This is a genomic window from Anaerosolibacter sp., from assembly GCF_029240175.1.
Taxonomy (GTDB): Bacteria; Bacillota; Clostridia; order Peptostreptococcales; family Thermotaleaceae; genus Anaerosolibacter.
Genome location: NZ_JARBTM010000008.1, coordinates 100,168 through 125,407, shown reverse-complemented (window position 1 = coordinate 125,407; position 25,240 = coordinate 100,168). Strand labels below are relative to the sequence as shown.

Genomic DNA, 25,240 nt, shown 5'->3' with positions numbered 1-25,240 from the left:
ATATCTCACCCCTATCTTTTCTCGAATAAGAACTTATTGCCTTCCTTTGGTACTTCCATAGGGTATGCACCGCTGAAACAAGCATTGCATAGCCCCTGACCGTCGATATGGATAGACTTCATCAATCCCTCAATGCTGAGATAGCCTAAACTATCAGCACCCGTCATCTGGCGAATTTCTTCAATAGAATGGACAGCACCCACCAGGTTCTTCCTTGTTGGCGTATCTATCCCAAAATAGCAGGAGAATTTCACCGGTGGTGAACAAACCCGTATATGCACTTCTTTTGCGCCTGCTGCCTTTAACAAATCTACCAGCCTTCTGCTGGTGGTTCCTCTTACGATGGAGTCATCGATGAGTACCAATCGCTTGCCCTTTATGTTTTCCTTCAATACATTTAATTTCAATCGTACGCTCAATTCACGCATCTTTTGATCTGGCTGTATAAAGGTTCTCCCTACATATCGATTCTTAATTAAGCCCTCTCCGAAGGGTATCTTAGACTCTTCAGCAAACCCAATAGCCGCTACAGTCCCTGAATCCGGCACCGCAATCACCATATCTGCCTCTACGGGATGCTCTTGGGCCAAGATTCTACCTGCATTCCTTCTGCTCAAGTATACGCTTTGACCGTCCATGGTGCTGTCAGGCCTTGCAAAGTATACAAATTCAAAGGAGCATAAGGCTTTCTTATCTTCAGCATATCGAATGCTCTTTACTTCACTACCTTCGATAATCACCATTTCTCCTGCATCAATATCCCGAACAAATTCTGCATTTAGCACATTGAAGGCACAGCTTTCAGAAGCCAGCACATAACCGCCCTCAATCTTGCCTAGGCATAAGGGCCGTAGTCCATTAGGATCTCTTACCCCTATAAGCTTTTCGCCATGGGTAATCACCAATGCATAAGAACCTTTGATCTTTGATAATGCTTTTTGAATTGCCTCATGGATGGGCAAAGCATTATAACGGGCCACAAGATTGGCAATCACTTCACTGTCAATGGAAGTTTGAAAAATCACCCCTTGGTCTTCTAGCTCTTCTCGTATTTGATTGGCATTCACCAGATTTCCATTATGGCCTAAAGCAATGGCTCCTCCCTTGTAGTGGACAACCAAGGGCTGGGCATTGGTTACATAGCTCTCTCCCGTAGTAGAATAACGAACGTGGCCGATGGCTATATCTCCCTGGAGTCTTTGAAGCACCGTATCGGAAAAAACCTCCTGTACAAGACCCATCTCTTTATAATAGGTAATCTTTCCACCTTTATTTACCGCTATCCCTGCACTCTCCTGTCCCCTGTGTTGAAGGGCATGGAGTCCAAAGTAGGCCAATTGAGAGATATTTTCTATCCCTGGGCCATAAATCCCAATGACACCACATTCCTCTTTTAATTTATCCCATTGAATTGGATACATGTTTTGACCTCCATTATTTTCTGAATTAAAGCGACTTTATTTCTGTAATCGAGATAAGACCTCTTGATAGGTTTCTTCAACTTCTCCTAAATCTCTTCTGAAGCGATCTTTATCCATTTTTCTATTGGTCTCTGCATCCCACAATCTACAGGTATCTGGAGAAATCTCGTCCGCCAAAATCACTTTTCCCTCATAAACACCAAACTCTAGCTTAAAATCAATGAGCTTTAGGCCTTTCTCAATAAAAAACGCCCTAAGGTACTGATTCACTTGAAGCGCATAGCTTCGAATCAATGCCACTTGTTCTTTCGTAGCCAATGCAATGGCCTCGATATGATCCTCATTGACCATCGGATCACCAAGGGCATCATTCTTGAAACAAAATTCCAATACGGTTGTTTTCATTTCCACACCCTCGTCTAGTCCAAGACGCTTTGCCAATGACCCTGCTGCCACATTCCGTACAATCACTTCCAAAGGAAGTATTTCAACAGCTTTTACCAGCATTTCTCTATCATTTAATTGCCCTTCAAAGTGGGTAGGAACACCTTTTTCCTCTAACAGCGTAAAAAGCAAAGCAGACATCTTGTTATTAATGATCCCTTTATCTCCAATGGTACCTTTTTTCAAGCCATTGAAAGCCGTGGCATCATCCTTGTATTCTACGATATACTTTTTCTCATCTTCCGTCTTATATACCTTCTTTGCCTTTCCCTCATAGAGCATTTCTAATTTTTTCATACGCTGTTCCTCCCTTTTTATTTTCTCATATCATAAATCAGTAATCAAAATAAGATGTTTATAACACCTTTGGCTGCTCGCTACTAGCTACTCGCCACTGGCAAAACCCAGGATAAAAATCTTTTCCGAGAAGCGAACAGCGAGTAGCGATTAGCGTCTTTTCCCCATTTTTGGGTATAAAAAAGCCCGCTATAGAATTCTTCTATGTCGGGCTATGAAATTCTAGCTTAGTGCATGCTTTGCGATGAATAGGATGGCAATGATGTACATCATTGGGTGAACTTCCTTTGCCTTCCCAGTTAAGCCTTTTAGTAGTACATAAGAGATTACCCCGAATACAAGACCTTCTGCAATACTATAAGATAAAGGCATTACGATGATTGTCAAGAATGCTGGAATTGCATCGGTGAAATCATCAAAGTTTATTTTTAGAATTGGACTCATCATAAATAATCCCACAAGAATCAATACTGGCGCTGTTGCTTGGGCAGGAACTGCTGTAAATACTGGTGCAAATACCGTAGAAGCGAGGAATAAGAAACCTGTTGTTAAAGCTGTTAGACCTGTTCTTCCACCTTCAGCCACACCTGATGCACTCTCCACAAAAGTTGTAACTGTACTTGTTCCAAGCATTGCTCCTGCTGTAGTTCCGATGGCATCAGCCAATAACGCTTGTCTTGCTTTCGGAAGCTTACCACTTTCATCTAACATGTTTGCCTTAGTTGAAACCCCAATCAAAGTGCCAAGGGTATCAAACAAGTCTACGAACAAGAAAGTAAATACAACCAACAACATATCAAATGTAAATATTTTATCAAACTCAAACTGCCAGAATACTGGCTTTAAAGATGGCGGCGCACTCACCAATGTAGCCGGCAATGCTGCTTTTCCAACAAGGATTCCTAAAACTGTTGTAACCAACATACCGATCAATAAAGCACCTTTTACATTTTTAATCAATAATATTCCTGTAATCACAATACCTAAGATTGCTAAAATCACACCTATATCTTGTACATCTCCTAATGCTACCAAAGTAGCAGGATTATCAACAATTATACCTGCATTTTGGAAACCGATAAATGCAATAAACAAACCGATTCCCACGCTCACTGCATGTTTAATCACCATCGGCATACCATTGATGATGGCCTCACGAACGTTGGTCAATGTAAGAATAATAAATATGATACCTTCAATCAAAACCGCCGTAAGCGCAAACTGCCAGCTATAACCCATACCTAATACAACAGAGAAAGCAAAGAATGCGTTTAATCCCATTCCAGGTGCTAGGGCAAATGGTAAATTTGCCATGAAAGCCATACAGAAAGTAGCAATGGCTGCTGATAATGCCGTTGCAGTGAAAACCGCACCTTTATCCATACCAGTGGCACTCAAAATGTCTGGATTTACAATCAGAATATACGCCATGGTCATAAAAGTCGTAATTCCAGCAACAATCTCAGTCTTTACATTTGTCTTGTGCTCGCTTAACTTAAATAGACTGTCAAGAGCACCGTTGTTTGTTTTGTTTGTCATTTCTATTTCATCCTCCTTGTCTATTTTGGGAAGTCTAGGCTTATGTATTCATCATAAGACAAAAACAAAGCCCGAGTGGGAAGGTATATGCTCACAAAGTGAAACCTTCCCGCCCGGGCTTTTCTCCCCTCGGTGTAGCATTGCAAATTGCAATACCTGTATCACTCGGACCAGTCACTTTTCAAGCAAACCGTGAATCAACTATCCATATTATGCCCATCACAGACATTTCTACAATCGGTTTGCTAAAAAAATCGGAACCCTAGATACACTTTCACCCATAGCTAGACAATTTACGGTTGTCTTGTAGAAACTTTTGGCCCATATTGCCAAAACTATATGAGTACTTTTATCATCATTTTTAAGTTGTCCTTGCACTATTATCATATCAAAGGAGGATTTTTTCGTCAATACTTTTTCGAATGTTTTTTCATTATTAATACATTTTATATGATAAAATACGAACATTTTATTAGTTCAAGTTTGTAATAGTTCGATATCGCTTCTTTTTCGCTACCCACTACTGGCTACTTGCCTCTCGCTAACGGCTAACGTGATTTTATTAGGATTGTATCTCGATGTCAGATGCTTTTTAAGTTTTTCCGAGTAGCGAGAGGCGAGCAGCGAATAGCCGCTATTTTAATCCCTAAAATACGCCACCCCTGACTCAAAAATTCGTTGTTCTTTTTCTCCTAGAACATTTTTTCCGATGTGGCTGCCTACCCGTTCCGAGTGTCCCATCTTACCTAGAATTCGACCATCGGGACTTGTAATGCCTTCTACAGCATACATGGAACCGTTGGGATTATAAGGCATTTCATAGGTTGGATTTCCATGAAGGTCTACATACTGGGTCGCAATTTGCCCATTGACCAATAGTTTCTCTATCTCTTCTCTACCAGCAATGAACCTTCCTTCTCCATGGGATATTGGGATCGTATGGATTTCTCCCAATTTTACACGCTGCATCCATGGGGATAAATTGGAAACTACCTTGGTATGAACCATACAAGAGGCATGTCTTCCAATTTTATTGTAGGTTAAAGTAGGACTATTTTCATCCATATCCCTTATTTCTCCATAAGGCAGTAAGCCAAGTTTGATAAGGGCTTGGAAGCCATTACAAATCCCCAGCATTAAACCATCCCGTTGTTTCAAAAGCTTCATCACGGCCTCTTTCACCCTAGGGTTTCGAAAAGCTGTGGCAATGAATTTTCCTGAACCATCTGGTTCATCTCCTGCACTAAAGCCCCCAGGAAGCATAACGATCTGCGCTTGATTCATTTTCTTTGTCATGTGCTCAATTGATGCCTCAATATCTTTAGCAGATAAATTCTTAAAGATTAAGGTCTCCACTTGGCCTCCAGCCTTTTCAAAGGCACGAATAGAATCATATTCACAATTGGTACCTGGGAATACAGGGATGAAGATCCTCGGCTTTGCTATCTTTGCATTGACCTTCAATCTGCTTTTTCCCTGATAAAGAATTGTAGGTAAAATCTCTTCTTTCGCTTCAATCTTTGTAGGGAATATCTTTTCCAAGGGCTTTTCCCAAGATTCCTGAGCTTCCTTCAACGGAATTTCTATGCCATTGATGGCAATCGCTTGTGTTTCTGAAGTCTTCCCAATAACTTGATACTGTAGGTCTTTCCACTCACTCAGAATGTCTGCATCTCCATCGATCTCCAACAAAATTCCACCATAATCTGGCGCAAACAAGCTCTCCCAGTCTAAGCCTTTTCCAAAAGTAATTCCAATCCGATTTCCAAAAGTCATTTTACTTACGGCAGCTGCAATTCCCCCTAGTCGAATGGTATGACTAGATAATACCCTGCCGCTTTGAATCATCCTTGTGATTTGCTCATACTGCTGCTCTAGCCTTTCAAAATCTGGCATTTCATGGACATCTCGAATCATGGGAATATAAATCACATCGTTATCGACTCCCTTGAACTCTTGAGAGACCACATGATTTACATCCACCACATTTACTGCAAAGGTAACCAAAGTAGGGGGTACATTTAGATCCTTGAAGGTACCTGACATACTGTCCTTTCCTCCAATGGCGGGAATACCCAGCTTCTTCTGGGCATAGAAGGCACCCAATAATGCACTGAAAGGTTTTCCCCATTTTTCAGGATCTTTCCCTAGCTTTTCAAAATATTCCTGAAGGGTCAACCGAATATTCTTATAGTCGCCGCCAAGGGCCACCACCTTTGCAACAGCTTCGATTACCCCATAGAAGGCACCATGAAACGGACTCCAAGTACTTAGCTTTGGGTTATAGCCATAGCTCATGATTGTTCCTGTCATCGTCTCATCTTTCATAACAGGAAGCTTTGCTACCATGGCCTCACTAGGGGTACTCTGATAGGTTCCACCAAAGGGCATCAAAACCGTCCCTGTCCCAATGGTGCTGTCAAATCGCTCTACCAATCCTTTTTGACTGCATATATTCAAGTCCTGTAAATTATCTAGCCACACGCGCTTCAAATCCGCTGGCTGAGATCCTATTTTATCTATATGTTTATGAAAATAATTCTTGTCTTCCCTTGGGGATTTTATAAAAACCTTTGTTTTCTGCTTTACCCCATTGGTATCCAGAAAATCCCTTGAAATATCAAGAATGACCTTTCCTCTCCAAATCATTTTCAACCGTGGTTCCCCTGTTACGCTTGCTACTTCTACAGCCTCTAGGTTTTCATCCTGTGCCAAATCAATGAAACTGAGCACATCCTCCCGAGAAACTACCACAGCCATACGCTCCTGAGATTCTGAAATGGCTAGCTCTGTACCGTCCAGCCCTTCATACTTTTTGGGTACTGCATCTAAATAAATCTCTAAGCCATCGGCTAATTCCCCAATCGCTACCGATACACCCCCAGCGCCGAAATCATTGCATTTTTTTATCATTTGACTGGCTAAAGGATTCCTAAACAAACGTTGAATTTTACGTTCTGTGGGTGCATTTCCTTTTTGTACTTCTGCCCCGCAGGTCAAGATGGAATCCTCCGTATGCTCCTTCGATGAACCCGTTGCACCGCCGCAGCCATCTCTGCCCGTTTTTCCGCCAACCAGGAGGATTACATCTCCCGCTTGAGGCTTTTTGCGCACCACATTGGCTTTTGGCGCTGCGGCAATTACCGCGCCTATTTCCATTCGTTTCGCCACAAAGCCTTCATCATAGATTTCTGCCACTTGACCTGTTGCTAGGCCAATCTGATTTCCATAGCTGCTATAGCCTGCTGCTGCCCCCGTGGTAATTTTTCTCTGGGGTAATTTTCCCGCCAGCGTATCTTCGATTGGTGTTCTGGGATCTCCACTACCTGTCACCCGCATGGCTTGGTATACATAGGTTCTTCCGGAAAGGGGATCACGGATGGCACCGCCCAAACATGTGGCAGCCCCTCCAAAGGGTTCAATTTCCGTGGGATGATTATGGGTTTCGTTTTTAAACATAACCAGCCAGTCTTCCTCTTGTCCATTCACATCTGCCTTCACCACAATGCTGCAAGCATTGATTTCATCGGATATGTCCAGATCCTCAAGTTTTCCTTTTTTACGCAGTTCCTTCATTCCCATGGTGGCAATATCCATGAGACAAACATCCTTTTTCTTGTCACCGTAAACAAAGTCCCTAGATCCCAGATATTCATCATATGCCTGGGTGATAATGTCTGAAAATGCGCCTTTCTCAATCTGTATCTCCTCAATCTCTGTTAAAAATGTAGTATGGCGACAATGATCAGACCAATAGGTATCAATTACCTTTAGTTCTGTTATGGTAGGGTTTCTTTTCTCTATATTTTTAAAGTAATCTTGACAAAACGCCAAATCCTCTAATGTCATGGCAAAGCCCATCTGCTCCTTATATACAGAAAGGTCCTCGTAGGATTTGTCATTAAAATCCTTTATGATCATTATATCTTCGGGAATCAAAGCCTCCAGCTCTAAGGATTCTGGTTTTTCTAAAGATGCCTCCCTAGAATCCACTGGATTGATACAATATTTTTTAATCTCTATGAATTCTTCCTCGGTGATGCTTCCTTGAAGAACGATCACCTTTGCTGCTTGAACATCAGGTCTCTCCTTTTGGATTAATATCTGCAGACATTGGGCAGCTGAATCGGCCCTCTGATCATATTGACCTGGAAGATATTCTATGGCAAAAACCCTGTCTCCCTCCGCCAAGCAGAGCTCTTCATCATAGATATGATCTACGGGTGGTTCAGCAAAAATGGTATTTCGGGCATTCTGGTATGCTTCTTCAGAAATTCCCGTCATATCATAACGGTGGATGATGCGTAGATTCTCAAGGTGGATGCCTAAATCCTCTCGTAATGCCTGAAGCATCTGTTGCGCTTCTACTGCGCAATTCTTCTTTTTCTCCACAAAGATTCGTCTCACTCTATTTGTCATCCTCTTTGCCACCCTTTCTAATTTAGGTATTCATAAGTATTTATGTGCTAAATAAATATATAGGTATATAAAGCTTTTACGTTCTTTCTTCGCTATTCGCTGCTCGCTTCTCGCTATTCGCCTTTTAAAAGCGAGTGGCCAGTAGCGAGCAGCCAGCAGCGAAAGAATTATCCCTTACATCTTTACAACTTGATTGTAGCATAATAAAATAAATAAGAGAAATTAATGATAATTATATTATTTATTAGGAGTGCTTATATATGGATATTAATTTTGAGTTGTATAAGGTATTTTATTATGCAGGGAAATATCAAAATTTTTCTCAAGCGGCAGACCATCTCTATATCAGCCAATCTGCTGTGAGTCAGTCGATCAAACAGTTGGAAACAAAGCTTAATACCCAGCTTTTTGTGCGGCATACAAAAAAAATAAAGTTCACCCCTGGGGGTGAAGCCCTTTTTAAGCATATTGAACAAGCCTACTATGCCATCAAGGCAGGCGAGCGAACCATACAATCCATCCAGGATCTACAATATGGCGAAGTAAAAATAGCTGCCAGTGATACCATTTGTAAATATTATCTCCTTCCCTACCTAAAGGAATTTCATCAACAATATCCTCATATCAAGATTCACATTACCAATCGCCCTTCGCCGGTCTGCATGGAACTCTTAAAGAGCGGGGTTGTAGATATCAGTGTGGTCAACATGTTAAATCATGAAATAGATGGTCCTTTTGAAATACGCCCTTTTAAGTCTATTCAGGACGCATTCATTGCAGGCAAAGCATTTAACGCATTAAAAGGGAAAAAGATATCCCTTGAAGCTTTGGCCAATTATCCTTTTCTGCTTTTAGAAAAAAATTCTACAACACGAAGATTTTTCGATAACTTATTGGAAAAACATAAAGTCACCCTGATACCTGAAATTGAGTTAGACAGTATTGATCTACTCATAGAATTAACCAAAATCGGCCTTGGCATTTCCTATGTTATGGAGGATACGATCAAGGATGCCTTGAGGCAAGATGATCTTTTCATCATCGAGCTGTTAGACCATATTCCTACACGCCAGGCAGTCATCATCACCAATCGACAAATGCCTGTACCATTATCAGTTCAGAAATTTCTAGAATTATTTTAATTTTTCAACAAACTTAACAGGATGGACATTGTAAAAATCGACAAAACAGTATATAATTTTGAATGATTCATTTCTATTTTAAAATATTTTACATCTATTCATTTGCCAAGGAGGAATGACTTTGCCTCAATTTAGAAGAATCCCTTATTTTCGTTTTATACCGATACTCCTTATCGCCTTTATCCTCTTGAGGCTGGTAAACCACCCAGATATCATATGGAATGGCATTGATCTCTTTGTTTCTATCATTAGTCCATTGCTTTGGGCTTTTGCCATCGCCTATTTGCTCAACCCTATGATGATTTATTTCGAACAGCGTCTCGGTGCCAAAAGAATTTGGAGCATCTTGATCATTTATGTGTTTTTTCTAAGTATCACCATCCTTGGTATTACCATCATTTCACCAAGGGTTATCCGAAGTATCAGTGAACTCTTGGCTGAAACGCCTCGATATATCACCCAAACTGAAACACAAATTGAAAAGTGGATCAATGAGTTTAAGGTCTTTGATACCTATGGGATTGCATCCATCATCGAGCAAAACGCCGATGCATTGATTCAAGATATTCGGGACTATATCGATTTATTGTTAACCAGTGCATTGTCCAGTATCCTTGGCTTTACATCGGGTCTTTTCAGTTTAATCATTGGACTCATCATCTCTATTTATTTATTGAAGGACAAAGAAATTTTTATCCAGAACATTAAGCGATTTATCTATGCTTTTATGACAAAGGAAAAAGCGGAGAATATAATGGCTTTTGGAAACGAAGTTGACATGATTTTTTCTCAATACATTGTAGGTAAATTTATCGATTCCTTGATCATTGGCATATTGTGCTTCATTGGTCTAATTATATTGGACGTACGTTATCCTATGCTCCTCAGTGTAATTGTTGGTATTACGAACATGATCCCTTATTTCGGACCTATGATCGGTATGATTCCCGCTGGGATTATCACCCTATTTGTCAGCCCGATCAAAGCCCTATGGGTAGTCCTATTTATTTTTATTCTTCAGCAGTTTGACGGTCTTTGGCTTGGCCCTAAAATTTTGGGAGATAAAGTGGGGTTATCCCCATTCTGGATTATCCTAGCGATCATCGTGGGCGGTGGTGCCTTTGGGGTATTGGGCATGTTCTTGGCGGTTCCAATTTTAGCCGTAATCAGAAATCTCTTAGAGCATCAAGTGGATCAGCGCTTAAAAAGAAAAGAATTGGATATATAGAAAGAAGGCTTCGTATTTCGAAGCCTTCTTTCTATATATTCCCCTTCTCCATCTACATTTCAATTTCATGGTATCGGAAACAATCGATGATGTGGTCATTTACCATACCGATCGCTTGCATGAATGCATAGCATATGGTGGAGCCTACAAACTTAAAGCCCCTTTTCTTCAAATCCTTGCTCATAGCATCAGAGACTGATGTTGCAGCGGGTACCTCTTTCAAGCTTTTCCAAGCATTTTTTTGAGGTTTTCCATCTACAAACCCCCAAATATACGTATCAAAGCTTCCAAACTCTTGCTGCACCACCAGAAACGCCTTTGCATTTTGTATGGCTGCTTGGATTTTTAATCGATTTCGTACGATCCCTTCATTGGCCATCAGTGCTTCGAATTTCTTCTCATCATACTGGGCAACCTTTTTAGGATCAAAACCATCAAAGGCCTTCCTATAATTTTCTCGCTTTTTCAAAATAGTAATCCAACTCAGTCCAGCCTGGGCACCCTCCAGAATTAGAAACTCAAAAAGTCTTACATCATCATGGATGGGTACACCCCACTCCTGATCATGATAATCTATGTAGACCTGTTCGTGTCCTGCCCAATCACATCTTTTTTTCATTTGTTCCCAGCCTCCCTTTCAAGCCTTATAAAATATTCTATTTTAACATGCATTTCCCTTCTTTTCCTCAATCCTTCTTGCCTTTATCCTTAGTTAGATAGGCAGGATGACCCTGACCCTACAAAAGATTGTACCCATTGTTAGGGTCGGGGTTCCCCCGACCGCTGAATGGAAATACCAAAACAACAAAAAATATTTCTATTTTCCTGAAACTTTTTTTAAAAAAATGTGTATTTAATAATGAAATGCTTTTGAGGAATGGGGGGATGCCTTTTGCTGTTCACAGATGAAAACTTAATAAATCTCTGTAAAAACAATAAACGCGAAGGCTATGACCTACTTTTCCAAAAATATGAAAAATATATTTATCGCCTCTGCTATTACTACACCCATTCTAAGGAAGACTCCTTAGACCTTCTTCAAGAGGTATACATAAGGATCTACAAGGGTATTCAACATTTCGATGGCAATCGGCCTCTTCTACCCTGGTTGAAAACCATCACAGTAAATGTTTGCCTAAATAATCTTCGAAAGCAAAAGATAAGCACCCAATTCATCAATGATGAAGGTTCCTCTCCGATTGACCTCATCGCCTCCACTTCCAATGTAGAAGCGGAAATTGCTTATCTCGATACAAAGCAATCGGTGGTCAAAGGAATCCAGGAGCTTCCTGAGGATATGAAAACAGCCATAATTCTCCGTCATGTGGAAGAGATGAGTTACCAGCAGATCGGTGAAATTATGAATTTACCCATCGGTACTGTTAAAACTTATTTATTCCGCGGACGTAAGCTTTTAAAGGATAAACTAAAAGACGCAGGGGTTTGGGAGGTGTGATATGGGACAATGTAAATTTGATGAATTCTTACTTCATGAATATCTTGATGGAACCATCGATCCGTTAGAAAGGATCATTCTCGAAGAGCATTTGAAACACTGTGTTTCATGCAGAAGAGAGCTGACTGAATTAAAGCTCTTGTTGTGGGAATTTGAATCTTTACAGACGGTTGAACTGCCATCGGAAATTTCTCTCCTTCGAAATAAGGCCTTAAATCAGCTTCAAGATGCCCATGACAATAGAACTTTTGGTATAAAGGAATTTACTGGTCTACAGCGGAACATACTGGAGAATGCAGGCACCTTCTTGGAAATGGTTCCTGGCATAAAGCCAGGTAGAAACATTTTGGAAAAAGGTATTAAGAAAACGCCATCGGCTTTATACAGGACGATGGACACTATCCTCAAAGGAAGAAAACGGCTGCTCATGTTGAGGGATCGACCATGATATTGATAAGTATTCTCTCGACTCTATTGATTTTCTTATTGATCCTTATGCTGACAGTGTGTCTGATTCCGTTTGAATATGCTTTTTCAGGTGACAAACACGAAGCCTACTTTCTTGAAGGAAAAATCATCTGGATTTTTGGCGGTTTCAAAGGACTTATTTCCATGGAATCTCGTCAAAGAGTTTCTTTTTCTCTACAGCTTTTTGGTTTTCATCTATCGCCACAAACTCCCAGACAAGAAAAACAAAAGCTGAAAAAAAAGAAAGATCCATCCATAAAACAAGAGAAAAAAAAGGCTAGAAGATTTGATGCCAGTTTATTTCTAAACAAGAGGCTATTTGAGGTCCTATGCCGATTCGTGGCCGACGTTTTGAAGCACATGAAGCCACAAGCCTTCCTACTCCATGGAAGTATAGGCTTTGATGACCCCTACCATACAGGAGTATTTTGGGGTGGATTAAATATACTCTATCCCTTGCTAAAGAATTTTGATATTCAGATTGTGCCCATCTTTCACGAGGAAAAGCTAGAGGGAAATTTTGCTGTTCAAGGTAGAATTATCATTGGTGTATTGATTTTACTGGTAATAAAGCTGTTGTTATCCAACCCAAGTAGAAATATTATCATACAATTTATAAAGAACAAAGTTGCCTATCGGCAATTTGTTTTCGCTAGGAAACCCTAGGTTTCCTTCGACGGCTGCGAGACAGCCTGAGCACCTTCCTGAATACGGCAAAGGGGAATCCCCTCTGCACACCCCGTATCTAGGAAATCAAAAATCAATTTCCTATATAAAATAAAAAGGAGGAAAAAGCATATGTCATTTAATTTTGATGAAAATGTAAGTATTTTATTTGAAAAACTGGAGAATCTTCTAAAGTCAAAAACCATCGTAGGTGAAACTATTCAAATTGGTGAAACCACTTTGATCCCCATCGTAAATCTTTCCTTTGGTCTAGGTTCCGGTGGCGGAGATGGCACCGATGATAAAGGCGCTAAGGGCTTCGGCGGCGGCGGAGGTATTGGCGCAAAAGCTTCTCCTACGGCCGTGATTGTCATCAAAGGAGATAAAGTTGAAGTCCTTCCCATAAAAGCCCAGGGCGGATTGGAAAAATTGATTGATATGGTACCTGATATCGTCAACAAGGTACAAATGCATCATAAAGAATCTGGCTGTTGTTCTGAAGAAAGTTGTTGTAAAGAAGAATAGGGAGCTGGGCTCCCTATTCTTCTTTACTAATATTTAATGATCTCTTTACTATAGCTCTCCAAATAATTTTTTCTCATCTGGGCAATTTCTTCTTCATCAATGGGCTTAGGGTTTTTTCCTGTCCCACGGATAACAGAAGCAACCTGGGCAGACTTTTCAGCAATTTCTGCGGCTGTCCAAGCCTCCCTTAGGGATCTGCCGATGGCCACCAGACCATGCTTTGCCATAAGCCCTGCATAACGATCCCGTCTAAATACCCTCAACACATTTTCTCCCAATGCGGCAGTACCTGGAAAGGCGTACTTGGCAACGGGAATACTGCCTCCAATGATTTGGGCATGATCCTCGGTATAGCAGGGGATTTCTTCCTGCATGGCTGCAAAGGCGCTGGCATATATACTATGGGTATGTACAACGCTGTGGATTTCTTCAAGATTCTGATAAATAATCAAATGTAAGGGCATCTCGCTAGAGGGCTTCTGCCTTCCATCCAATTGCTTTCCCGTAGCGACCTCCACCACAGCGATATCTTCCGGTATTAAATCTTCATAGGCAATTCCAGACGGAGTAATCCACATGTTTTCTCCATGACGAATACTAACGTTCCCCCAGGTTCCCTTGACCAAACCGCTTTTCACCATACAGATACCAGTTTTTATCAGTTCCTTTTCTATATCCATAACCAGTCCTCGCTTTATCCATTCTTTTAAAACTCATTATTATCTTTTCCAAACAAAATCATTTCTACCCCATTGTATTTTATGAATATAAAGATGTCAATGTATCGTATCCTTCACTGCACGCTGAATGACAAGTTTAGTTCCTCACCATGTTATTTTAATTTTTAAATATTCTAACTATTGACTTAGATCTACTTTTGTATTATTATTAGTATAATCTAAAAAACAAATTCTTTGAGTAGGAGTAGTAGACAAAATATCTACTTACAGCGAGTCGGGTTTGGTGGAAGCCGATATTTAGATCTTTGTTGAATGGACCTAGGAGATGCAAGGTGAACGTAGAGTAGCTGCCGCCGGGGGTTTCCCGTTATAGAAACAGGATATCGAGTTTTTATACACTCCGTATCTGGAAAAGCGAGATGGAATCAATCTATCTAATTTGGGTGGTACCGCGGAAGCAAGCCTTTCGTCCCTGTTTTTACAGGGATGATGGGCTTTTTTTATTTGCATCCTTGGTTGTTGAAAATAGCCTTCCAAAATTTATATCTAGCATTTAGATGATTTTGTCCTATGGTTAGCCGTTAGCATGTTAGCCGCAAAGTTTTCTTACCTGCTAACCGCTAACTGCTAACCTGGATGTGATAAAGCTCTAGATAGTCATATGCCTAATGCCAAGGTAGCTATCTTGATAATACATATTATAGGAGGTGGTAAGCATGCCATGAACATCAGAGGAATCCCATTGGTTATTTATCTATGAAAAAAATAAAATTGAAATTAAAAGGAGAGATTCTCATGAATTTAAGAAAAAATATATTGTCAGCATTGCTTATTGCCATCGGTTATATCCTACACCAAATCGTTCCTGGCACCATCGGTAGTATGAAATTTGATATCATGTTATCTGTCATCTTTGTGTCCTTATATATCAATAAAGATTTTAAAAATGCAATGGTTACTGCCCTTTTAGGCGGTATCATTACAGCTATGACCACCACATTCCCTGGCGGTCAAATTCCAAACTTGATTGATAAACTCATCACCTGTGGTATCGTCTTCTTATTGATCAAAGCTACAGAAAAATTACCAAAGCAAGAAATTGTAAGGGGTGCCATTTCTTTTCTAGGTACTGTTGTCAGCGGTACAGTATTCTTAACCTCAGCCCTTTATATTTCAGGACTTCCAGCACCTTTTAGCGTATTATTCTTCGGTATTGTACTGCCTACCTCAGTGACCAATATATTTTTGACTGCCATGATTTATCAAGCCGTTAAGCTTGCCATGAAAGTTACCGGCGCAAAATATGTACAGCAATAATATAAAGGTAATAAATCCCTGTGATCTTATAAGTTCACAGGGATTCATTTATTTCAGCATCTTTAATGCGTCTGAAAGCTTGGGAAGAATCTGTTTTTTACGGGAAACTGTATCTGGTACAAAAATACCCTGCACAGGTTCAACATCAAAAGCCACAACCAATAGGCTTAGGTTCATACATTGATAGAGCAGATAGGAGCCATTATTCAGAATATCTGTGATCACCAAAAGGGTCAGATAATAATTGTTATGGTGATGCACCCTGCCAATAAAATCAATAAATTGTTCTTTTCGATTGAATACATCCTCAATATCCAGGGTAAATACTTGTCCGATACCCACTTTAACCCCTTCCAGCTGAAACTCTTTAAAATCCTTATAGAATACCTCTTCAATGCTATACCCCTCTAAGGAAGTCCCTGCCTTGAACATCTCCATGGAATAGGTTTCTAAATCCAACTCCAGCAGCTTGTTTAATTCTTCTACAGCAGTTTTATCCCAATCGGTGGTCGTAGGAGATTTTAACAACAGGGTATCTGAAATGATGCCCGACAGAAGCAGCCCGGCAATTTCCTTTGGAATCTCTTCCCTGCTTTCCTGGAACAAATGATACACAATGGTACAGGTACTTCCTACAGGCATATTTCTAAAACTGATTGGCATAGAAGTAGAAATATCGCCTATTTTATGGTGATCAACAATTTCTAAAATATCTGCCTCCGACAAACCTTCGGCACTCTGGGCATATTCATTATGATCCACTAAAATTACCTTTTTCTTCTTTGGGTTGATGATATGTCTTCTGCCGATGAACCCTAGGAATCTCTGTTCATGGTCAATGACTGGAAAATTTCTAAATGCCGTATTGATTAACTCATCCTTTACCTCTTCTAGATATTCATCTTCATTAAATTGGATGATCCCCTGAATCTTCATGATAGAAGCAATATAATTACACTGATTGATCAGCTTTGAAGTAGTAAAGGTATCCATGGATACTTCGATAATACTTACACCTTTCTCCTTGGCTGTATGGATGTATTGATTTGGCAGGGCTTTTCCCCCAGTGACAATGATTAGCTTCACCCTTGATTCGATGGCATTTTCAATAATCCCATATCGGTCTCCTACGATAATGATATCCTCTTGATTCAAGGTTCCTCGGATGCTTTCATGGTAAAAAGCCATCACCTTAATGCGTCCTTGTATTTCCTTAGCACCGTCTACTAAGATTTCACCCTTTAAATCCTTGGCTATATTTTCAAGAGAACTCTCCAATTGATAGAAATCTCCTTTAATCAAGCCCATGGCAATATCTTTCATGGTCACGATTCCTGCCAGTCTTCCTTCCTCATCCACGATGGGAAGGGTTTTCAAATTATTTTCTTCCATCAATTTATAAGCATGGAGAATGGAAGCCTTAGGAGAAATTCCTTCAACCTTATCATAATCCAAATCTCTTAGCTGAATCTTTACGTTTTTTAGCAGCACTGGTACTGAAACACCAAAATAATCCAGCACAAAGCTTGATTCTTTATTCAAATTTCCTAAGATACAGGGAAGGGTATGATTTCCCAGCTTATTTTTCAAGTAGGAAAAAGCAATAGCCGAGGTAACGGAATCTGTATCGGGATTCTTATGTCCAAATATCAATGTAGGCATGATGATTCTCCTTTATTGTTTTCTTAATCTATTATTATAGCAGAGTTCGATCGATTTGCGTAAATTATCACTCAATTATTTTGCGTCCTTTCTAGTATTTCTGCTTGAGCTCTATCTACATCCAAAAAGTCCAGAGCGTACTGCTCTGGACTTTTTGGAAACTTTGCCCTGACTAGTATTGAAAAACAAACTGTAGATTAGCGCTTCTTTGAAGCTGCGCATCCATGTTTATCAGCCTTTGCAGGCGATGTTTTCATATACTGGTCTACACTATATTTCCTCGGTACATAATCATATTCATTTCCCGTTGGATTGTAATGGGGTGGCTCTGGATAAAATACAGGCACTCGCTCCATAGGGGCTTTCATAGGAGCTTTCATAGGACTTACTGCAGTAGGGGTTTTTGGACATTTTCTTCCCATACATGTCACACTCCTTTCCTTTTCAATACAAGCTATGATAGGAATAATAGAAGTGTGACAAGCTGATAGAATATTTTTTCAGGACATATTCACATTAGAATCGGCTGATGTTCCCCTCCAGAATGATTAAATCTCCAGGTGGTGGTTCCGGATATTCCGTCCTGGTAGCACTGATCACGATCTTAACATTTCTGGGTATTTCTTTTATGTCTTCAGGTGTTAAGTCAATGGTAGCCGCCCATGTATTTGGTGTCTCTGGGACTTTATGAAGGGGTTTGTTCAGGGCACGATTATCCGTTGGCGTCGTATAAATAAGATAGGCTTCATATTGTTTATAGTTATCGTTTAGGGTCTCCAGTCCAGGCAAAACGGCGATGATACTTACAGATTTCTCATAATTTGGGGTTTTGCTCACCATTACCGTCCCACTCGCTGTGGAATATTCTTCTTCCACAGGTTGTAAAATCGTACAGTAGGGCGAAAGCTTAATCTTAGGAATACATAACACATCCCCGGGTACAATCAGACCGGGATGAGATATATGGGGATTGGCTTCAAGCAGTTGATTCAAATCCATTTGATAATTTCTGGCAATTCGATACATCACATCACCGGGTCTAACCGTATATCTCCCAGCATCCGGCGGACAATTTGTAGGTTTTCTTGGAAACATAACCATCCTTTTCAACTCCTTATATTCACGAATTCCTTCTACTAATCATATGATTTGAAAATGATGTTTAGTATCCAATTTGTATGTTAAAAGCTCCCTTATATAGTCCCTAGCTATTGAACCTGCTTAAGATTTTTTTCGTGAAATGTTAATAGGCTATATTCGGTGATCTCTCCAATTCCTTAGAAATTATAAAACTCGCCAGGGTTCTTCGATATAATGTCATCCAGTGTATCCGGTGAAATACCATGGGCTATACAGTAGGGAATGAAATCTGTGAAGAAAGCTGCGCAGGGGTGATGCTCCCCGTGGGCTGCGACCTCGTCATAAAAATCATAGTCCTGGGAGAGTAGGATCTGATTTTCAAAACCATCAACGATGGCCTCTTTGATGAAACCCAAATTCTCTCCATATTCATTTGCCTTGATCAAATCCAATCCTAGCCATATACCAAGATCCAGCGCTCGATGGATCGTATCATAATTTTTATCCCGAAGGGTATGGGACCATAAAAACTTATCGAAGTTCGCCTTCTCCGCTTCCAATAAATCCATCACTTCATCCGCCAATGCTGCTTCGAGTATATGACAATGAATTGGTATTCCTACCTGCTTATTTGTCATGATGGCAGCCCGAAGTAATTCTCTGTCAACCTCAGACAGTTCTCCCCTCATAAGGAGCAGCTTAATATGTCCTGGTTTAATGGTAACTCCATCTATGGTATCCAGCCCATGTTGAAAATCTTTTATCCATCGATCCGACAACTGCTCGGCATATCTTTCACGATGAATCCTATGGACATAGTTGGGCAGGCTATGGCCAGTACATGGAATAATATTGATCCCTGAGGCCATGGAGAGCTTTCTCAGCAGCTTTATATTTTGACCCCCTAGTGGTGGTGAAGCCTCCACAATGGACCTGCATCCAGCTGTATATAGCTTTTGTAGTACAGGCAGTAGTTTTTGGTAAGCCTCCTCAATTTTTTCATCATCGTATTCTCTGTCAAAGTACAGTTGATTGGCGTAGTTCTCTTCATTTTCCCATTTAAAGTGTTCATGGCATAATGTGGGCTTCATTTGCTCCTTAAGAATTGGCCCATTCACTGTATATATCATATTCCCACCCCTTTTCTATTATCTACATGTATTATAACGAAGAAACTCTGACATAAACCTGTCAGAGTTTCTTGAAAATATTTTAAATATATTTGTTATATAGTTCATGAATTAATGTTCTTATATATTCTATATAGGATGCTGGGCCTAGGAGTTTAATATCATGGGGATTGCTCAAAACAAGATTTGTCATCTCCTCCTCATACTTTGATAGGACGTAAATCTCCATTCTTTCGCCATCTGCCAGCACTGTACAATTTTCCATATAAAAGTTTTCTCGAATCAATCGATACAAGGGTTTACTGATTTCAAAATGATATTCCTTAAGTACAAATTTGTCATAGGTACTATGGATTGATTTTCCCAGGTAAGCATTGATCTCATCCATAAGCTCTATCTTGTCAATCCGATCTAGACGAAAGGTTCTCTTCTCCAATCTCTTATGACAAAACCCTGAGACATACCAGCCACCATCGCTATAAAACAATTCTGTAGGAGATACCTTTCTCTCTGTCATGCGCCCATTAGCTGGTACATAATAAGTAATAGAGATGTTTCTCCCTTCCATAAAGCTTTCTAAAATTGTTGGCAGTACCTTCTCCGAATAGTCCTTCGGTAACAATCTATCCACATAAAATGATACATGCTTCAATAGCTGATTGACTTTTTTCCGATCACGCTCAGTCAGCACATTGATGATTTTAGCCCGAAGCAACTGATATTCGCTGCCCAAGTTGGGAATCTTTATGGCTTGACCCATATTTAGCACCATTAATAACATAATGACTTCTTGTTCTGTCAACTGGATGCTGGGAATAAAGTAACTTTCATCAATTTCATATCCTCCTTTTTTCCCTTCATAGGAAAACAGAGGAACTTTCAATTGACTTAGGGCATCCATGTCTCGATATATGGTTCGCTCACTTACTTCAAATAATTCAGATAGCTCCTTACAATTAAGCTTGCCCTTTTCTTTAAGAGCATATATGATTCCGTTGAGTCGTTCTGCCTTTTTCATGTCAACCCATTCCTTAAAATAATTTCAAGAGATTATCCAGACTGTCGATGACATAGTCAAATTCGGTTACTTTGCCAAACCCATACCTAGCATAAATAAAGGGAATACCTGCCTGTTTTGCAGCTTTTTGATCCCCTGCCGTATCTCCTACATACACAGAACCTTGTAGATTATTCCTCTCCATAATCAATCTTATATTCTCCCCTTTGGATAGGCACGTTCTTCCCGGATTTTCAAAATCAGCAAAATAGCCCTCTAGTTTATGATACTTTAAGAAAGCTTCTATGTAACCACACTGACAATTGCTGACGATAAACAACTTATACCTCTGAGAAAGAGCACGGAGCACTTCTTCTAAGTGATCATACAATAGACCCCCTTGCTTCTCTATGTAGCCGCATTCTATCTCACAGCATTCATTGAGAATTTTTAGCTGCATATCCTCTCCTAATCCAGGAAACAGCTTTTTGCCAATTTCTTTGACTTGAAGTCCCATGATGCCCTTTATATCATCTTTTGTTAGGGGTTTTGCTATCTGTTGATGTCTCTTTACTACATCATTCCAAGCCATCAATACCACATCTGTAGAATCCCACAGCGTTCCATCTAAATCGAAAATAATACTGTCCATATCAAAACCCTCCTAATTTTCCTGTGCTATTACTTTGTCTTAATAATACTTATCCAATTCCCATTTTAAGCAGTTTGTTTCTATATAGTTACTGATTTCTTGGTATTCTTTTTCACTCCTAATGATATGATCATGATACCCCCGTTGCCATACACTTATATCTTTACTACTAATATGAATTTCCTTTGCTGTATTCATCTTTAAATATCCAATCAATTTTGATAATGACGACCTCTTAGGTAGGGGCGATTCACGAATCGCCCCTACAATTTGTCCAAATAAATGCACCCTATTTTGCGTACAAATAGTCACAAAGTAGTATCCCACCTGAGAATAATCATAATCTTTTAGTCGTTGATGCTTTCTCTGAGGTAAATTGTTCATAATAACACCTCTAGATATAAATATTCTTTCTAACAATAACTATTTCTATATTTACCGCTTTTCTCCTCCAAAAAATTAAAACAGGTGATTTAGACAGCCTTTATACAAAGGAAATCTAACTCACCTGCTAGTTATTACCTCTAAAAATCAGTATCTCAAACGCCTCTATCCTACTCCTGCCGTAGGTTGCGGACTAGTAACTATCGCTTGTTTCACTGGGTACTACTCCCGCCGTAGGTTGCGGGCTTGTTACTCTCCCTGGTCACTACAAGCCTCGCCAACCCTGACAGGGGTAGTACCTACAATTCACCTTCGCTATCCCTTGGTTCATTGGGTACTACTCCCACTCTATGGTTGAAGGAGGCTTACTTGTGATATCATATACGATTCTGTTTACGTTATCCACTTCATTAACGATACGATTGGATATCTTCTCTAGCACCTCATAGGGGATTCTTGCCCAGTCGGATGTCATGCCATCGGTGCTGGTAACGGCACGGACTGCCACCGTATGGCTGTAGGTTCTTTCATCACCCATAACCCCAACGCTGCGGATGTTTGGCAGAGCCGTGAAGTACTGCCAAATGTCTCTATGCAATCCTGCTTTTCTGATTTCATCTCTTAAAATGGCATCGGATTCTCTCACAATATGAAGCTTATCCTCTGTGATCTCTCCTAATACACGGATGGCCAGTCCTGGTCCTGGGAAAGGTTGTCTCCATACGATTTCCTCAGGTATGCCTAATTCTTCCCCTACTTTTCTAACTTCATCCTTAAACAGCTGTCGTAGTGGTTCTATTAATGAGAAGTCCATATCCTCTGGAAGACCGCCTACATTGTGATGGCTCTTGATGACTGCCGCTGTATCGGTACCACTTTCGATGACATCAGGATATACAGTTCCTTGTACAAGATAATCCATTTTTCCTAGGCGGTTAGACTCTTCCTCGAACACCCTGATAAATTCTTCTCCGATAATCTTTCTCTTGGTTTCAGGATCTGAAACACCCTTTAGTTTGCCCAAGAATCGGTCTGCCACGTTGACACGGATCAAATTCATGTTAAATTGGTTTTTGAAGGTCTCTTCCACTTGATCCCCTTCATTCTTTCTTAAAAGGCCATGATCCACAAAAATACAGGTAAGTTGATCTCCAATGGCCCGATGCACAAGGACTGCGGCTACAGAAGAATCTACCCCGCCGGAAAGGGCACAAAGCACCTTCTTATCGCCAACCTGTTCTTTGATCTCTTGGATGGTTTTCTCTGCAAAATCATGCATGTTCCAATCCCCAGAGCACTCACATACCTCATAAAGGAAGTTGCGAATCATTTCTCTACCCTTTTCACTATGCTCTACCTCTGGATGGAACTGCACTGCATATAATTTCTTTTCACTATTCTTCATGGCTGCCACAGGGCAGTTGTCTGTCGTAGCTGTGATCTGGAAGCCTTCTGGTGCCGACTCGATGAAGTCCGTATGGCTCATCCAGCATTTGGAGTTATTCTGCACCTCATGAAAAATTCCCTCACGGTCCATGATGCTTAATTCCACACGGCCATATTCCCTAGAGGCCGCTCTGTTTACTTTGCCGCCAAACATTTGAGCCATCAGCTGACCGCCATAGCAGATACCTAAAATCGGAATGCCCAACTGAAAGATTTCTTGATCACAGGTAGGTGCATTTTCCGCATATACACTGGCAGGCCCCCCCGTAAAAATTATTCCCTTTGGATGCCTAGCCTTAATCTTATCTATCGATGTGTGATAAGGAACCACCTCACAGTAAACATTCTGTTCCCTTACACGTCTTGCAATTAACTGATTATACTGCCCGCCAAAATCTATAATTAAAATCAACTCTTGTGGATGCATGTTTTTCCTCCTTGTATAAGGCTCGGTTCACGGTATCCGGTTACCGGTTTCACGGCCTATATCATTATCTTCAGTTTATCGTTCTATCCGGGGCACCGCTCACCGCGTACCGTTTTTTAACTACTCGCTCACGCTATAGTTCGGTGCTTCCTTGGTGATGCTGATGTCATGGGGATGGCTTTCTCTTAAGCCTGCTGCTGTAATCTTGATGAATTTGCTGTTTTCCTTTAAGTCTTTAATCGTTGCCGTACCACAGTAGCCCATACCAGATTTCAATCCACCGATAAGCTGATAGATAATCTCTTTCAATGCCCCTCTATAGGGTACTTTTCCTTCGACCCCTTCAGGTACAAATTTCTTTTCATTTTCTTGGAAGTATCTGTCCTTGCTGCCGCAGGCCATGGCCCCTAAGGAACCCATTCCTCTATATACCTTGAAGCTTCTGCCTTTATAAATCACCATTTCTCCAGGGCTTTCTTCCGTTCCAGCGAACAACGATCCGATCATACATACATCAGCCCCGGCACCAATGGCCTTTGGAATATCTCCAGAGTATTTGATGCCACCATCTGCAATGATAGGAACATCATATTTTTTCGCTGCTTCTGCACAATCATAGACTGCTGTCATCTGTGGTACCCCAATTCCCGCTACCACCCTTGTGGTGCAAATAGATCCCGGTCCGATACCTACTTTTACCGCATCTGCCCCTGCCTTGATCAAGTCCTCTGTGGCTTCTGCCGTGGCCACATTTCCTGCAATAACTTGTAAATCAGGATATACAGCTTTGATCTTCTTTACTGCATCCAATACACCCTGGGAATGGCCATGGGCAGTATCGATAACAACCACATCAACGCCTGCTTTTACCAATGCCTCTGCCCGCTCTAACATATCTCCCGTGGCACCTATAGCAGCCCCTGCCAAGAGTCTGCCTCTTTCATCCTTGGCAGAATTAGGATACTGAATGGCTTTTTCAATGTCCTTGATGGTGATAAGGCCTTTTAAATAACCTTGTTCATCTACGATAGGTAGCTTCTCTATTTTTCTGCTCTTTAGGATTTTCTCTGCTTCCAGCATGGAGATTCCTTCTCTGGCAGTTACCAAGTTTTCCTTGGTCATGGCATCTCCAATCTTCTTGTTCATATCTCCTTCAAAGCGAATATCTCTATTGGTCAAAATACCTACCAGCTTGCCAGCCTCGTCTGTAATTGGTACCCCAGATATGCGATACCGCTCCATTAACTCCAACGCATCAGCGATCACATGGTCTGCTGATAAATAGAAGGGATCTACAATTACGCCGTGTTCACTTCGTTTTACCTTGTCTACCTCTAAAGCCTGTCTTTCAATTGGCATGTTTTTATGGATAATTCCTATGCCGCCTTCTCTCGCCATGGCAATGGCAAGCCTTGCTTCTGTAACAGTATCCATACCCGCGCTCATGATAGGAATATTTAATTTAATCTTCTTTGTCAATTTCGTCTTTACATCCACGTCCCTAGGCAATACACTGGACTTTTGAGGAATCAATAAAACATCGTCAAAGGTTAAGCCTTCTTTTACTAATTTACCTTCCATTCGATCCATCCTTTCTTCGTTGGTCCGCTGTTCATACTGAATATATAATTTCCCTTTTAAAAAGAAAAAATCCATGTAATAATTTGAGTGAAATTATTACATGGATGGCAAAAACAATAGAAAATCCACGTCAATTCCACTCATAGTCAGACAATTCACGGTCGTCTGGTAGAGACATTCGGGCCATATTCCCAAACATATATGAGGGTTGATTCTTTATATTTTTATATAACTTATCAAATATAAAATCCCTTGTCAATACAGATTCAAGGGATTTTA

Annotated in this window: 22 protein-coding genes, 2 riboswitches and 1 other annotated feature; of the genes, 7 read left to right on the top strand and 15 right to left on the bottom strand. The window is 40.5% G+C overall.

The window, feature by feature from the left end; all coding sequences use genetic code 11:
* Nucleotides 1–11 precede the first annotated feature (11 nt).
* The 4 genes from purF to K0R93_RS07820 all read right to left on the bottom strand — a co-directional run bounded on the left by purF (nt 12) and on the right by K0R93_RS07820 (nt 8,120).
* Nucleotides 12–1,421, bottom strand: a complete 1,410-nt coding sequence (gene purF / locus K0R93_RS07835; RefSeq protein WP_300299704.1) for an amidophosphoribosyltransferase — start codon at nt 1,419–1,421, stop codon at nt 12–14.
* 36 nt (nt 1,422–1,457) lie between these two features.
* Nucleotides 1,458–2,162 carry a phosphoribosylaminoimidazolesuccinocarboxamide synthase gene (gene purC / locus K0R93_RS07830; protein ID WP_300299702.1) on the bottom strand — a complete coding sequence of 235 codons (705 nt, stop codon included), beginning with the start codon at nt 2,160–2,162 and terminating at the stop codon, nt 1,458–1,460.
* 222 nt (nt 2,163–2,384) lie between these two features.
* The gene (locus tag K0R93_RS07825) at nt 2,385–3,701 is read right to left on the bottom strand and encodes an NCS2 family permease (protein ID WP_300299700.1); all 1,317 of its coding nucleotides are present in this window, start codon (nt 3,699–3,701) and stop codon (nt 2,385–2,387) included.
* Nucleotides 3,702–3,962: 261 nt separating this feature from the next.
* Nucleotides 3,963–4,064: riboswitch (purine riboswitch) on the bottom strand.
* 276 nt (nt 4,065–4,340) lie between these two features.
* Entirely contained in the window at nt 4,341–8,120 is a 3,780-nt protein-coding gene (locus tag K0R93_RS07820; protein WP_300299698.1) for a phosphoribosylformylglycinamidine synthase, read from the bottom strand.
* Nucleotides 8,121–8,380: 260 nt separating this feature from the next.
* On the opposite strand from K0R93_RS07820, the gene K0R93_RS07815 reads away from it, so the two are divergent.
* Nucleotides 8,381–9,262, top strand: coding sequence for a LysR family transcriptional regulator (locus K0R93_RS07815; protein WP_300299696.1), 882 nt, complete (start codon nt 8,381–8,383; stop codon nt 9,260–9,262).
* 121 nt (nt 9,263–9,383) lie between these two features.
* On the top strand, nt 9,384–10,490 hold the full coding sequence (locus K0R93_RS07810) for an AI-2E family transporter (protein ID WP_300299694.1): 1,107 nt from the start codon (nt 9,384–9,386) through the stop codon (nt 10,488–10,490).
* Between the two features lie 52 nt (nt 10,491–10,542).
* Here K0R93_RS07810 and K0R93_RS07805 read toward each other — a convergent pair whose 3' ends face one another.
* On the bottom strand, nt 10,543–11,109 hold the full coding sequence (locus tag K0R93_RS07805; protein WP_300299692.1) for a DNA-3-methyladenine glycosylase I: 567 nt from the start codon (nt 11,107–11,109) through the stop codon (nt 10,543–10,545).
* A gap of 273 nt (nt 11,110–11,382) precedes the next feature.
* Here K0R93_RS07805 and K0R93_RS07800 point away from each other — a divergent pair, with 273 nt between their 5' ends.
* The 4 genes from K0R93_RS07800 (at nt 11,383) to K0R93_RS07785 (ending at nt 13,605) form a co-directional block, all read left to right on the top strand.
* The gene (locus tag K0R93_RS07800; RefSeq protein WP_300299690.1) at nt 11,383–11,946 is read left to right on the top strand and encodes an RNA polymerase sigma factor; all 564 of its coding nucleotides are present in this window, start codon (nt 11,383–11,385) and stop codon (nt 11,944–11,946) included.
* Between the two features lies 1 nt (nt 11,947).
* The gene (locus K0R93_RS07795) at nt 11,948–12,394 is read left to right on the top strand and encodes an anti-sigma factor family protein (protein WP_300299688.1); all 447 of its coding nucleotides are present in this window, start codon (nt 11,948–11,950) and stop codon (nt 12,392–12,394) included.
* Nucleotides 12,391–13,080, top strand: coding sequence for a DUF2953 domain-containing protein (locus K0R93_RS07790; RefSeq protein ID WP_300299686.1), 690 nt, complete (start codon nt 12,391–12,393; stop codon nt 13,078–13,080). Before K0R93_RS07795 ends, K0R93_RS07790 begins: the two co-directional genes overlap by 4 nt.
* 132 nt (nt 13,081–13,212) lie before the next feature.
* The gene (locus tag K0R93_RS07785; protein WP_300299685.1) at nt 13,213–13,605 is read left to right on the top strand and encodes a GerW family sporulation protein; all 393 of its coding nucleotides are present in this window, start codon (nt 13,213–13,215) and stop codon (nt 13,603–13,605) included.
* A 26-nt stretch (nt 13,606–13,631) separates the two neighbouring features.
* Here the strand turns inward: K0R93_RS07785 and K0R93_RS07780 are convergent, their stop codons facing one another.
* Complete coding sequence (locus K0R93_RS07780; protein ID WP_300299683.1) at nt 13,632–14,285, bottom strand: class II aldolase/adducin family protein; 654 nt, start codon at nt 14,283–14,285, stop codon at nt 13,632–13,634.
* Between the two features lie 225 nt (nt 14,286–14,510).
* Nucleotides 14,511–14,762, top strand: a binding site (T-box leader).
* Nucleotides 14,763–15,080: 318 nt separating this feature from the next.
* Between K0R93_RS07780 and K0R93_RS07775 the strand changes: the two genes are divergently transcribed.
* A complete protein-coding gene (locus K0R93_RS07775) occupies nt 15,081–15,602 on the top strand; it encodes a tryptophan transporter (RefSeq protein ID WP_300299681.1) in 522 nt (173 codons plus the stop codon).
* A gap of 48 nt (nt 15,603–15,650) precedes the next feature.
* On the opposite strand, the gene K0R93_RS07770 is transcribed toward K0R93_RS07775, so the two are convergent.
* The 9 genes from K0R93_RS07770 to guaB form a co-directional block, all read right to left on the bottom strand.
* Nucleotides 15,651–17,264 carry a putative manganese-dependent inorganic diphosphatase gene (locus tag K0R93_RS07770; protein ID WP_300299679.1) on the bottom strand — a complete coding sequence of 538 codons (1,614 nt, stop codon included), beginning with the start codon at nt 17,262–17,264 and terminating at the stop codon, nt 15,651–15,653.
* Between the two features lie 197 nt (nt 17,265–17,461).
* Entirely contained in the window at nt 17,462–17,686 is a 225-nt protein-coding gene (locus K0R93_RS07765) for a hypothetical protein (protein ID WP_300299677.1), read from the bottom strand.
* A 94-nt stretch (nt 17,687–17,780) separates the two neighbouring features.
* Nucleotides 17,781–18,365, bottom strand: a complete 585-nt coding sequence (locus tag K0R93_RS07760) for a LysM peptidoglycan-binding domain-containing protein (protein ID WP_300299675.1) — start codon at nt 18,363–18,365, stop codon at nt 17,781–17,783.
* Between the two features lie 176 nt (nt 18,366–18,541).
* Nucleotides 18,542–19,474 carry a hypothetical protein gene (locus K0R93_RS07755; protein ID WP_300299673.1) on the bottom strand — a complete coding sequence of 311 codons (933 nt, stop codon included), beginning with the start codon at nt 19,472–19,474 and terminating at the stop codon, nt 18,542–18,544.
* Nucleotides 19,475–19,556: 82 nt separating this feature from the next.
* Nucleotides 19,557–20,492, bottom strand: coding sequence for a helix-turn-helix transcriptional regulator (locus tag K0R93_RS07750; protein ID WP_300299671.1), 936 nt, complete (start codon nt 20,490–20,492; stop codon nt 19,557–19,559).
* A 13-nt stretch (nt 20,493–20,505) separates the two neighbouring features.
* A complete protein-coding gene (locus tag K0R93_RS07745) occupies nt 20,506–21,123 on the bottom strand; it encodes an HAD family hydrolase (protein ID WP_300299669.1) in 618 nt (205 codons plus the stop codon).
* Between the two features lie 39 nt (nt 21,124–21,162).
* Nucleotides 21,163–21,507 carry a transposase gene (locus tag K0R93_RS07740; protein WP_300299667.1) on the bottom strand — a complete coding sequence of 115 codons (345 nt, stop codon included), beginning with the start codon at nt 21,505–21,507 and terminating at the stop codon, nt 21,163–21,165.
* A 337-nt stretch (nt 21,508–21,844) separates the two neighbouring features.
* Nucleotides 21,845–23,380 (bottom strand): glutamine-hydrolyzing GMP synthase, encoded by a 1,536-nt coding sequence (gene guaA / locus K0R93_RS07735; RefSeq protein WP_300299665.1) that lies wholly within the window; start codon nt 23,378–23,380, stop codon nt 21,845–21,847.
* 120 nt (nt 23,381–23,500) lie between these two features.
* Complete coding sequence (gene guaB / locus K0R93_RS07730; RefSeq protein WP_300299663.1) at nt 23,501–24,961, bottom strand: IMP dehydrogenase; 1,461 nt, start codon at nt 24,959–24,961, stop codon at nt 23,501–23,503.
* Nucleotides 24,962–25,084: 123 nt separating this feature from the next.
* Nucleotides 25,085–25,186, bottom strand: a riboswitch (purine riboswitch).
* Nucleotides 25,187–25,240 lie beyond the last annotated feature (54 nt).